Raw genomic sequence first — 11852 nt, 5'->3', positions numbered from 1 at the left:
ATCTTAGACCTGATTAGACGCTTCACCTGACTGGCCATATCGGAAGTCTCGAAGGTAGGCCAAAAAATCAGGCTGTGTTATGGGATGGTCAGGGATGCGACCCAATCAACCAAGGGGTTGAAGTCCTCACCGGGTAGTCCCCACGCCCATTTCAGCTCTATTTCATACCCGAAGGTCTCGCACCATACTTGGTATTATACCGTATTGCCCTAAAATGTTAACCTAATTTGAGATTAAATCATGCTCTTAACTCTTAACAGGCAATAGGGGTAGGATGTGTTTCGGCATCAGTCTTAAATTCGGGTAATCTCTAAACTCTTGAGATAATCTTGGGGGTCTTCTGGGTCAAAGACCTTGCCATCAAAGAAGGTTTCGGGACCTCGAGAGGTGCTTTCGGGAATCATGTCTCCCTGGCCGATGGCTTCAGCCGCTTCTCGCCAGAGGTCTTCCCGATTTACTCGGTCCACCATGCCTTTAATATCCGCATCCGGGGGCAGATACCCCCAACGGATATTTTCAGTGAGGAACCAGAGCTCATGACTTTTGAAGGGATAGGACGCATTATCCCGCCAGTATTTCTGCATCAAATCTGGCATTTCCCTCACCTCACCGATGCCGAAATCATAAATACCCCGAGACCGGTCGATAATGTCATCAAACGGCACATTGAACCAAGCCCGGCGGGAGAGAATCTGACACATCTCCTCCACATTCTCCGGTTCACTACACCAGATTTGGGCTTCTAGGGTTCCCATCAACAACGCCCGGGCGGCTTTGGGATGTTCGTCAACCCAATCTGCCCGCATTCCTAGGGCTTTCTCAGGATGGTCTTGCCAGAGTTCCCCAGTGGTTAAGGCGTTATAGCCAATATCTTGGTTCACCAATTGCAGGGGCCAGGGTTCCCCAACACAGAAGGTATCCATATTGCCAACCCGCATATTAGCCACCATCTGGGGTGGGGGGACGACAATCGTCGAAATCTCCTGGTCTGGGTCAATCCCTCCCGCCGCCAGCCAGTAGCGAATCCAGCAGTCATGGGTTCCTCCGGGAAAGGTCATGGCGGCCCGTAAGTCTTCACCCGCAGCCCGTCGTTCAGCGAACCGTTCCTTGAGGGGGGTACTATCGACTCCAATTTCTAAATCGCGATAGTCATTGGAGAGGCAAATCCCCTGACCATTCAAATTCAGACGCGCCAAAATGTACATCGGGACTCGCCGACCATCGGTGACAATCCCCTCTGAAATCAGATAAGGCATTGGTGTGAGAATATGTGCCCCATCAATACCACCGCCCCGAGAACCCAGAACTAAATTGTCACGGGTGGTTCCCCAGGATGCTTGTTTTTCAACGGAGACATCCGTCATGCCATACTTAGCAAAAAAGCCTTTTTCCCGTCCAATAATTAGGGGAGCCGCGTCGGTTAAGGCAATAAAGCCGAGTCGTGCTGTTGGAGTTTCCGGGGCATTTTCTGGGTCAATTTCTACCTCAAATTGGGTTTGGTCATTAATCGGTCCGCAGCTATGGAGTAATAAGCTGCCAGCCGTTGCTGCACCAGCTGTAATCAGGAATTGGCGACGGTTAAATCGGGGCATTGTTTAGTTAAGAATCAACAGTGAGTTTTTAGGTTCTAATCACAGGGGATGAGTGCTTAGAGATAACATAGGGTCGGTTTGATGTTGTGTCCACAATCTAAGAAAAATCACCAGGGGTTTATGTATCGGCAACTACAATTTTTAGATTGTTTTTTATTTTACGCATTTCGGTCATGCGTAACTTGCATCTGAGTGAAAAGGACCCATGAAATAGCAGAAAAAAAGTAGCCATTGATATGATGACCCCAAGGCTAGGGCGACCCGGCAGGACAACCACAAGGGGTCGCCCCCACCTCTTCCCCCTCTCCTCCTCTGTGTCCTCTGTGGCTGAAGTGCTAACCCAGAGGTGGTTAGACCTTCTTCCCGCCATTCTGCGCCAGAGTGGCTATGCTGGAAGTTGCGGGTGCGTTCGTCTCCCCAGCGACCGATAGCCCAATCAGGATTTAACGAAAGTGGTGGGGAAGGTCGTCGCTACATTCATGGCCGTCGGCGCATCCACAGACAATAAACGAACGTCAGCAGCAACCATCCCGATACACAGCCCAAACAAGCCGACATCACCGGAGCCGGAGGAGTCTCTAAGGAGGAATTAAGCTGAATTTCCATCACCTCATTAACATAGGGTTCGACGAAATTACTATATGCGTCTTCTAAGGCGGCGCGTTGTTTGAATTTGTCTTGTAGATTAGCCATCACTGACCTCCTTTGTGTGTTTGAGATCAGTGTTTTTTTGGGCTACTGCCCAAGCAAATCCACAGGTAAAATCCTGAAATCCTTGCTACAATGGCTTTACCTGGTTTGGGCAACCCTCCCGTTTGGGCAAGTTTCCCCAAACCAGCACCAGTTTTCTATCGAGGGTCGTCATGGTGGGAAAATCGGGTCAGCCTTTCAAAAAAAGCCGCAAGTATGGAGAAAGCGCGGAGGACTTGCAAGACCGTCTGGACTTCGTGGCGGCGTTGCTGGCTTGGGATGATAAGGAGATCACGATTCCCCCAGACTCACTCAAGGCACAGTTTGAACTGGAGTGGGTGAAAGAGGACGAGTTGAGGGTGTCTGGCATCCTTGAGCAAAAACAGCGCAATGGACAGATTAAGCGGATAGAAAAGGGGATTACTAAGAAGGAGTTAGGGATTTTATTAGAAACCTATCGCCAGAAACCGATTTTGGAAGCGGCGAGGGATGAACTGATTCAAAATGCCTTGGCTTGCCTTCGAGATTTGGGGATTCTGAAGGAGCATGAATCAGCCAAAAATCAAGGATATTGGAAGTTTTCGCTCTGTCTCAAACATCAAACCAAGAGAGAAGAGAACCTACAGGTTATTCGAGATAAATGGAAAGAGTCCTTTGGGGAACTGCCTGAACCTAACCATCCGCCCCAACTCACGGCGACGCTCAACCGCTGCATTTTAGGACTCAAAGGCGACTATCAAAAAGCGCAACAGCAACTCACGGAAATCACCCAAACCCTGCAAAACCTCCTCAAGGATAAAACCCTCTCGATTACCAAGGTTGAGGAAGGCAGTATTATCCTGATTGTGGAGAGTTCCCAAACGGGGTATGAGCAGCTTAAACGCCTGATTGGAGAAGAGGTTGCTGGGTTTCCGGTGGAATATGCGATCGATGAATGGCAAGATATTTGCCGTCGGATGTTACTGGACCGGAAACCGTTAAGCAGTAATACGGTTATCGGTCAGGTTTATGGGAATCGCAACTTAATCGATGAGGATTTATTTGTCGATTTAGCCCTGGTGAAACCGAAACGGAGTGAGAACCCAAAACACCCCCAAGAGATTGACCCGGAAAAAGGTTCCGACTTGTACAATCGGGAGGAAGTGGAGAAACGGTTTGCTTACCGAGAGTTTCTCCAAGAAGTGATTAGTCAACGCACCGAGAAACGTCTGGCCATTATTGGGGAACCGGGGGCGGGAAAAACGACGTTACTCCAGAAATTAGCCTTTTGGTTATTACAAGAAACCGATGATTTAGTGGTTTGGGTATCCTTGGCAGAATTGGGCAGTCAACCCCTGGGAGAGTATTTAGAGCAAAAATGGCTCAAAGAGGCATTGAGGCAGTCCAGAGAGGAAATTAAAGCGGACTGGGGGAATAAATTTGAGGGGGGTGCAGTCTGGTTACTGTTGGATGGCTTGGATGAGATGAGCCAGACCGACCAACAGGCGTTAAAATTGCGAGGTTGGGTGACGGATGCGCGGATGATTGTCACCTGTCGCTTGAATTTGTGGCAAGGGAACCCCAGCCAGTTACAGGGGTTTCAAACCTATCTCACCCAACCGTTTCAGGATGAACAAATGCAGGAGTTTATCCGGCGCTGGTTTCGGGGGTTGGTGGCGGCGGGTGAGGATGTCCAGTTGGCGGAATCCTTGTGGTCAGAATTGCAAGAGTCGGGGAAGGAACGGATTAAGGATTTATGCCGCAATCCCCTGCGGTTAACCTTGTTATGTGCGACTTGGAAGGTGGAGGATGCGCTACCGGAAACGATGGCGGAATTGTATGGGGGGTTTGTGGAGTCGGTCTATGGCTGGAAGGAAACGGCTTTTCCGGTGACGGAGGAGGAAAAGGAACAGTTAAATGCGGCTTTGGGAGAGTTGGCGAAGGCATCCCTAGAGGCGGAAACGAGTCGATTTCGGTTAACTCATCGGTTGGTGTGTGAGCATTTGGGGAAACCGAAGGCAAAGGGGTCGTTGTTTCCTCTGGCGTTAAAGTTAGGTTGGTTGAATGAGGTGGGGGTGGCGGCGGAAAATCCCCGTGAGAAGGTGTATGGGTTTTATCATGCGACATTTCAGGAGTATTTTGCGGCGTTGGCGGTGGAGGATTGGGATTATTTTCTGCCTCGGAATCATGTAGATTGCCCAGTGGAGGGGAAGCGGTATCGGATTTTTGAGAAGCAGTGGAAGCAGGTAATTTTGTTGTGGTTGGGGCGTGGGGATATTGCTGCTAATGACAAGCTAGAATTTGTGATTAAGTTAGCAACTTTTAATGATAAATGTCGGAACTTGTATCGGGTTAAGTCTCTTTTTTTAGCGGTGGATGGTATTTCTCAGTTGAAAGATATTGATATGCTAATTCCCTATAAAAAATATGACCAATTTCCTCTAACTTCGGCATTAATTGACAAATTAGTAGGATTAGCTTTGTGGGATTTTGATGTAGAACCAAAGAGGTGGAGTATTTATTCTGACTGTTTTCAAAAAGATGCCCAAGAGATATTGAAAAGAACGACGAGAAGTAAAGTTGTTGCAATGCTTGAGCTAAAAATAAACTTAATATCAAGATGCTATTTAATAAACCATGTCCTCAAGGGAAAAACACAGACAGAGGCAGAAGCTCAATTCAAGGAAATCTGTCCTGATCCCGAAATGGCTAATTTGATTGCGAATGATATGCGCTGCTTAGAAGAAATGGGGATTCACGTCGAAAGCACAGTTAATAAAGGTGGGAAGGATTGGATATTTTTAGTTTTTGTTAATTTTTTATGGCAGCTAGATCCTAAAAATCATTCAATTGCGTCCAATTTACCGTTTCTGATTGCAAATACTGAAAACCCAGGGAGTAGACTAAACGCAATTAACTGGTTATTAACTGTTGATCCCGATCATCCTGCCTTGGTAGAGGGGTTAGTCAAAACGATGATAACTGCTCTTGAGTGGCGTGATCGTGATGAAGCGGCTCAGATTCTAGGAAAAGTCAATCCTGGTAATCCTTTTATTATGAATTGGTTATTAGAGCTACTTGAAGCTAATCAAAATGAAAATTCCCGCTGGCAGATAGCCTATCATCTGGGTCTAGTTGATCCAGGAAATATTCAGGCTCAGGCTGTTTTGATGGAAATTGTCGAAACAACTCAAAATGAAGATATTCGTTGGTACTTGGCCAACTGTTTAGAGAAATATGAGCCAGGTAATTCTGGTGCGATCGCAGTTTTATTAAAAATTATCGAAACAGCTAACCATAAAGATATTATTCGTCAGGCGTTTCAGACGTTAGAAGAAATTGGGAAAGAACATCCTGATACGATCGCAGGTTTATTAAAAATCATCAAAACTTCTAAGCATGAAGATATCATTTCTCAGGCAATTTGGATTTTACGAAAAACTGGGAATACTGATATAATCGCGGATTTGTTAGAACTTATCGAAACCACCAACCACCAAGATATTATTAATCTGGCATTTTGGACGTTAGACGAAATTGGGAAGGGGAATCCTGATGCGATATCTGGGTTGTTAAAACTTATTGAAACTACTGAAAATGAAAATATTATTGATCAAGCATTTTGGACGTTAGACGAAATTGGGAAGGGGAATCCTGATGCGATATCTGGGTTGTTGAAAATTATCGAAACCACGGACAATAAAAAGATTATTAATAAAACATTTTTCACTTTATGGCAAATTGGAAAAGACAACCCTGGTGTGATCGCCAGTTTGCTGAAAATTATCGAAACCACGGATAATGAAGATACTCGTTGTCAGGCAGCTAGTTGTTTACAGAAAATAGAGCTTGGAAATCTTTATATTATTCCCGCCTTGATTAGAGTTATCGAAACCACCGATAATGAAAATACTCGTTATCAAGCAGCTTGTTCTTTACACACAATTGAACCTGGACATATTCATATTATTCCTGCCCTAGTCAAGGTTCTTGAAACTACTGAAAATGAAGATTTTCTTTATGTAGCTGAATATTTATACGAGATTGACCCTGGAAATCCTCATTTGATTCCCGCTTTGATTAGAGTTGTCGAAACCACGGATAATGAAGATACTTGTTGTGAAGTAGCTAAATATTTATACGAGATTGACCCTGGAAATTCTCATGTGATTCCAGCTTTAGTCAGGGTTATTGAAACCACGGATAATGAAGATACTGCTAAAATGGCAGTTGAGACTTTCAGAAACTTTGAACTTAATCATCCAGAGGCAATCAGTGTATTAAGCAAGCTCATTCAATCAATTAGCAATCTAAATATACTTGAAGAAGTTGCTTACAGTTTAGGGATAATAGACCCAGGAAACCTTCAAGCTATAACTACGTTAATAAACCTTGCGGAAATCAGTGAAGAACAAAGTTTCAGGCACTATTCATATCAATTTAGAAAAAGTTGGAAAGGAAGTGATCAAGCAATTACTAGACTTCTGGAACTTCTTGTTGAAACTGCCGATCATAATACTTTACACTTTGCTGGCGAAATATTAGAAGAAATAGGCAAGGGAAACCATCTTGCAATATCGGGATTAATGAAGATTCTGCAAACTAATGCAAATGCTAAAATTCGTACATATGCAGCCTATGGATTGGCGGAAATAGATCCAAAAAACTACTTGGTAATTCCAGAGTTATTAAAAGCTCTTGAAACTAATCAAGAAGAATATAGTCAGTGGCAAATAGCTTGGGAATTAGGTAAAGTTGCTCCTAATAATCAACGAGTGACTGAGTGTGTACTTCGGCTCATGGAAACTAACAATAGTCACTATATTGTAAGAGAATTAGATCGCAATTTAAGGAAAATTGAGTGGGGTAGCCATTTAGGGATTAGTGTCATTATAAAATTATTAAAAATTTCCAGAGACAAGCCGTATGAAGAATCACCCATCTATTCTCTTTTTCACTTTAACGAAACCTTTGATGGTATTTGCCACGGCAGCACATTGGCAACATCTCGGCTAATCGAACTGATTCAATCTGACTACTTAGAAGGTGGTTATTATTTATATTTTGATTATCTAAAAAGAACTATTGCCAACCAGAAACAAAAAGAAATGATAATTTCTGCCCTTCACTCCCACCTCAGCGATGAAACTTACACAGACAACTTTAACCTTTATTTGGAGTGTTACAAACTCTTTTGGGACATTTCCCAAGACCTCCCCTATCCCGACTTTTATCAAGCATGGCACAATCCCCCCATCACCCCCCATCCTGAAGTCACCGAACAAACCCCCCATAGCGGCGAACCCTCTTTCGCCTCTCCCCTCACCTGGGAATCCCTGCAACACCTGCCCCTGTATTGCCTCAACGCCGACCTCCTCGCTGACGAAACCCGCGAACGGGAAATCGCCCTCACCCTCAGCGAACTGATTTGGGAAATCACCTGTCCCGACGAAGACCCCCCCGAACCCGCCACCCCCGCAGAACTGCGCCGCCACCTCAAAACCCTAAAACGCCGTAACCTCCTCCCCCACCGTGCCATCCTCTTCGGTAGCGAAACGGTTTCCACCCCGACCCAACCCACCCCAGAAGCGATCGCCTTTTGCCAAAAACTGACCGGGGTAATTGCCGTTGCATTTCTCACCGACGACCCCCTAGAAGCCCCCTTAAAAGGCTTTCCCCCCAATCAACCGAATCTGATATCTGCGATCGAAACCTGGTTAGGGGAGAGTGTACATAGGGGTTCTCCCTGAAACTTAGGATAAAATTGGAATTGACCTTAAAACCTGATTTTGGGTAACGAAGCGGACTGAACTGTTATGAATACCCTAGCTCAAGAAATTCTCAAAAACTTTGATGATTTGCCGACTACAGAACAACAGGCGATCGCAGCAGAAATACTCAAGCGCGTTATCAATTTTGACGCTCCCCCTTTGACCGATGAGGATTTAGTCCTCAATGCAGAAGAACTGTTTTTAGCCTTAGATGAGCAAGAGGCAGATTATGAGTAGTCCTAACCGGGGAGAAGTCTGGCTTGTGGATTGAGGTTACACCGCCAAGGTTAGGCTACCCCCGGACCCGCCACCCCGCTTGAAATGCGCTGCCACCTCAAAACCCTCAAACGCGCCCCACCTCCTCCCCCACCGTGCCATTCTCTTCGGTAGCGAATTTCCACCCCGACCCAACCCAACCCAGAAGCGATCGCGAAGCGTCTCCGTAGGAGAGTACGATTTCTCACCTCAGAACCCCTAGAAGCGCCATTAAAAGGCTTTCCGCCCAATCAACGGAATCTGATATCTGCGATCGAAACCTGGTTAGGGGAGATTTAATGAGCCCAGAAACCCGGTTTCTGCGAGAGTTTCTGCTACAAACCCGATATTTTGCTAGAAACCCGGTTTCTGAAATTTTAGGTTAAAATATCCTTTCATAGACAAAAAGAGGAAACAAGAGAAATTGCCACTCAACTCACTATTGAACTCGAACCTGACCTAGCTGAAAACTGCAAATCATAACGAACCATGCTTACCCTAGAAATAGCCATCCAAAAAATTCAAAAATTGCCCCCTGAACAATGGCAAAAGTTACTTGAATTCATCGAATTCTTAGAATACCAATCTAGCCACCAGAAAACAGCGCCCCAAACCATAGAAACCCCTGAAGTTTCATTCGCAGAAGCAGCGAAAGAATTTATGGGCTGTCTCGATAGTGATTTAGAGGATTTGTCCCACAATCCTCAATATTTAGAAGGATTAGGTGAAGAATGAGTCCAAAAATCATTGTAGACACGGGAGTTTTAATTGCTTTTCTGTTGCCCAAGGATAAATTTCATTCTTGGGCTGTTAACCAATTATCCAAAATTACCGCCCCCGTCATCACCAATGAAGCCGTCATCACAGAAGCCTGTTTTCTGGCCCGAAGAATTCATCAAGGACAAGCAACTATCTTAAAATTAATCAAACAAGGACATCTGGTTATACCCTTCACCTTAATCCAAGAAATAGAAGCGATAGAGAGCCTCATGCAACGCTATGTTTCAGTCCCTATGTCGTTAGCCGATGCCTGTTTAGTGAGGATGAGTGAAATGTATGAAGATAGCCAAATTATTACCCTAGATAGTGATTTTACCATCTATCGAAAACACAGAAACCAAACGATTCCGATTATTATGCCACTGGATAATTAAGGCGATCGCTCATGACCTCAATTCCTGAAAAATGATTCTAATCGGATTAGCAATATCCTTCAGTAGTTGCCCAACAACCTGGAACGATATAAGGAGACATTGCCTTGCTCACCTCCGAACCCCTAGAAGCGCCGTTAAAAGGCTTTCCCCCCAATCAACCGAATCTGATATCTGCGATCGAAACCTGGTTAGAGGAAATTTGAGAAACCGGTTTTCTGCGACAGTTTCACCTACAAATCAGAGATTGGGATAGAAACCCAGTTTCTGGCTACTTAATACACCTCATCATGGCTGCCCATATCAACAAATACAGCTTTTTCATCCTCTGTAAAATAGAATAACACTCTCTCATCATAACCCACACTGAAACTCCATAAATCTTTCAACTTACCCGATAGTTTGTGCGTCTTTAAAGTAGGGTCAAATGGATCGAGGATAAACAAGTCTAACTTTTGCCAAAACCTTGTTTCTAAATCCTGATTGCCTTTAATTTTCTTTTTAAAAGCCCGTTTAAAAGCAGAGCTAAAACTAACTTCCATAATTATTCTTCAATCATCTTCTTCAATTTATCAATCTGGTTGGAGAACTTAAGATTTCCTTGTTTTTCTTCCTGCTGGGCTACTTGGAAATTCTTATAAATATTGTCACGAGATTCTTCACGAAGATATTGCTGTAACAACATTGAAATTTCTTGTTTTTCATCGATAGAAAGACCTTTTATTGCTTCAACTACATCATTAAATCTCATCATTGACTAAGCCTCACGGTACTGACTTACTTTGAATGATATTCTATTTTGCCATAAACCAACCGACACCCCAGCCTTCCTCACGGACGAACTCCTAGAATTGCCTCAACGCCGACATCCTCGCCAACGAAACCCGCGAACGGGAAATCGCCCTCACCCTGGCTCGAACTGATTTGGGACATCACTCGTCCCGACGAAGACCCCGCAGAACTGCGATCGCCACCTCAAAACCCTCAAACGCGCCCCACCTCCTCCCCCACTGTGCCATTCTCTTCGGTAGCGAATTTCCACCCCGACCCAACCCACCCCAGAAGCGATCGCGAAGCGTCTGGGCAGGAGAATCGCCTTTTGCCAAAAACTGACGGGGGTAATTGCGTTCCGGAAGCGTCTGGGTAGGAGAATCGCATTTCTCACCTCAGAACCCCTAGAAGCGCCGTTAAAAGGCTTTCCCCCCAATCAACCGAATCTGATATCGGCGATCGAAACTTGGTTAGGGGAGATTTGAAAGTTACCGTTTTTTAGGTTAAAATTTCCATAAGGTGATAAACGAAAAGGGAGACATAATGAAAATTGCCACTCAATTAACTGACGAACAAGTACAAAAATTGGCTTTTATTCAACAAAAAACTCAACAAAATTCCGATGAAGTTTTAGGAGCTGCTCTTGATTATTATTATCGAAAACTCTTGACGACTTCTACCAGTCATATAGAGAACTTTAGTAAAATTGGCTTTGTTGGTTGTATTGAAGCCGAACCTGACCTAGCCGAAAACTGCGAATCAATATTAATGCAAGAAATTAATACTGAACAATGATTATTGTTGATACCGGGTTTTGGGTTGCCTTAGCCAACAAAAATGATAACTACCATGAAGCCGCTAAACAAACGTTTAGTCAATATCATGAACCGCTGATTACCACATGGTGTGTTGTCACCGAAACCTGCTACTTTCTACAAACTCGTCGCGGAGTCCAAGCTTCGGTTACGTTTATTAGTGCCATATCTGAGGGATTATTCCAAGTTTTTGAAATTAAGCCTAACCAGATTACTAGACTCAAATATTTGATGAATAAATATCGCGATGTTCCCATGGATTTAGCTGACGCATCCCTGGTTTTGTTGGCAGAAGAATATAAAACTGGACGAATTTTATCATTAGATGTTAAGGATTTTAGTATTTATCAATGGAATAATAACAATTATTTTGAGAATCTTTTCAGATCTTAATAGCAAAGCACGACATGGTAAAATCGCCTTCCTCACCTCCGAACCCCTAGAAGCGCCCTTAAAAGGCTTTCCCCCCAATCAACCGAATCTGATATCTGCGATCGAAACCTGGTTAGGGGAGATTTGAGAATATTGGTTTCTATAACTCTCGATTTTAGAGCATCTCGTTTACTCTGATGCCTTGCCAGCCCAGCTATAATTTCTACAACAACGACAGAGGTAAAACTGTGTCCAACCTAAAAGAAATTGAACAAGCAATTCTCTCCCTGCCATCCCATGAGTTTGAAAAACTAAAACAATGGTTCTTTGATTTGGATTATCAACGGTGGGATGAACAGATAGAACAGGATATTGCCGAGGGTCGTTTAGAAGCCCTCGCTCAAGAGGCGATCGCGGAGTTTGTATCTGGACATTGCCGAGAACTCTGATGCACTA

General features: G+C 44.3%; 14 protein-coding genes and 2 pseudogenes. 11 read left to right on the top strand and 5 right to left on the bottom strand.

The annotated features are described in order from the left end of the window. Positions 1-293: 293 nt before the first annotated feature. Complete coding sequence (locus P5683_RS10355; protein WP_006616041.1) at positions 294-1592, bottom strand: CmpA/NrtA family ABC transporter substrate-binding protein; 1299 nt, start codon at positions 1590-1592, stop codon at positions 294-296. A 477-nt stretch (positions 1593-2069) separates the two neighbouring features. After that, positions 2070-2285, bottom strand: coding sequence for a hypothetical protein (locus P5683_RS10350; RefSeq protein ID WP_006624704.1), 216 nt, complete (start codon positions 2283-2285; stop codon positions 2070-2072). 170 nt (positions 2286-2455) lie between these two features. Between P5683_RS10350 and P5683_RS10345 the strand changes: the two genes are divergently transcribed. From P5683_RS10345 to P5683_RS26440, 6 genes and pseudogenes are all read left to right on the top strand, one after another. Continuing rightward, positions 2456-8011: a HEAT repeat domain-containing protein gene (locus P5683_RS10345; RefSeq protein ID WP_315669439.1), complete on the top strand. Its 5556-nt coding sequence runs from the start codon at positions 2456-2458 to the stop codon at positions 8009-8011. Between the two features lie 66 nt (positions 8012-8077). After that, entirely contained in the window at positions 8078-8269 is a 192-nt protein-coding gene (locus P5683_RS10340) for a hypothetical protein (protein ID WP_315644854.1), read from the top strand. A gap of 156 nt (positions 8270-8425) precedes the next feature. Next, positions 8426-8587, top strand: a complete 162-nt coding sequence (locus tag P5683_RS26445; protein WP_071533655.1) for a histidine kinase — start codon at positions 8426-8428, stop codon at positions 8585-8587. Between the two features lie 189 nt (positions 8588-8776). Then, the gene (locus P5683_RS10330) at positions 8777-9022 is read left to right on the top strand and encodes a DUF2281 domain-containing protein (protein WP_008050001.1); all 246 of its coding nucleotides are present in this window, start codon (positions 8777-8779) and stop codon (positions 9020-9022) included. Further along, positions 9019-9441 carry a type II toxin-antitoxin system VapC family toxin gene (locus P5683_RS10325; RefSeq protein WP_006624694.1) on the top strand — a complete coding sequence of 141 codons (423 nt, stop codon included), beginning with the start codon at positions 9019-9021 and terminating at the stop codon, positions 9439-9441. The genes P5683_RS10330 and P5683_RS10325 overlap by 4 nt, the downstream gene beginning before the upstream one ends. Before the next feature lie 98 nt (positions 9442-9539). Then, positions 9540-9644 (top strand): annotated as a pseudogene (locus P5683_RS26440) (histidine kinase); the annotation flags it as partial. 69 nt (positions 9645-9713) lie between these two features. On the opposite strand, the gene P5683_RS10320 reads toward P5683_RS26440, so the two are convergent. The 3 genes from P5683_RS10320 to P5683_RS10310 form a co-directional block, all read right to left on the bottom strand. Next, complete coding sequence (locus P5683_RS10320; RefSeq protein ID WP_006624692.1) at positions 9714-9980, bottom strand: type II toxin-antitoxin system YafQ family toxin; 267 nt, start codon at positions 9978-9980, stop codon at positions 9714-9716. 2 nt (positions 9981-9982) lie between these two features. Then, positions 9983-10192, bottom strand: coding sequence for a hypothetical protein (locus P5683_RS10315; RefSeq protein ID WP_006624691.1), 210 nt, complete (start codon positions 10190-10192; stop codon positions 9983-9985). Positions 10193-10342: 150 nt separating this feature from the next. Further along, positions 10343-10603: a hypothetical protein gene (locus P5683_RS10310; RefSeq protein WP_160162569.1), complete on the bottom strand. Its 261-nt coding sequence runs from the start codon at positions 10601-10603 to the stop codon at positions 10343-10345. Here P5683_RS10310 and P5683_RS26435 point away from each other — a divergent pair. From P5683_RS26435 to P5683_RS10290, 5 genes and pseudogenes are all read left to right on the top strand, one after another. Then, positions 10518-10694 (top strand): hypothetical protein, encoded by a 177-nt coding sequence (locus P5683_RS26435; RefSeq protein ID WP_396442652.1) that lies wholly within the window; start codon positions 10518-10520, stop codon positions 10692-10694. The genes P5683_RS10310 and P5683_RS26435 overlap by 86 nt on opposite strands. Positions 10695-10752: 58 nt before the next feature. Next, a complete protein-coding gene (locus tag P5683_RS10305) occupies positions 10753-11004 on the top strand; it encodes a hypothetical protein (RefSeq protein ID WP_006624689.1) in 252 nt (83 codons plus the stop codon). Next, a complete protein-coding gene (locus P5683_RS10300; protein ID WP_008050006.1) occupies positions 11001-11417 on the top strand; it encodes a type II toxin-antitoxin system VapC family toxin in 417 nt (138 codons plus the stop codon). The genes P5683_RS10305 and P5683_RS10300 overlap by 4 nt, the downstream gene beginning before the upstream one ends. Before the next feature lie 22 nt (positions 11418-11439). After that, positions 11440-11544, top strand: a pseudogene (locus P5683_RS10295) (histidine kinase); the annotation flags it as partial. A 100-nt stretch (positions 11545-11644) separates the two neighbouring features. Further along, positions 11645-11845 (top strand): hypothetical protein, encoded by a 201-nt coding sequence (locus tag P5683_RS10290; RefSeq protein ID WP_006624686.1) that lies wholly within the window; start codon positions 11645-11647, stop codon positions 11843-11845. Positions 11846-11852 lie beyond the last annotated feature (7 nt).

The organism is Limnospira sp. PMC 1279.21, assembly GCF_032349615.1.
GTDB classification, from domain to species: domain Bacteria; phylum Cyanobacteriota; class Cyanobacteriia; order Cyanobacteriales; family Microcoleaceae; genus Limnospira; species Limnospira fusiformis.
This window is presented reverse-complemented; position numbering and strand designations above follow the sequence as displayed.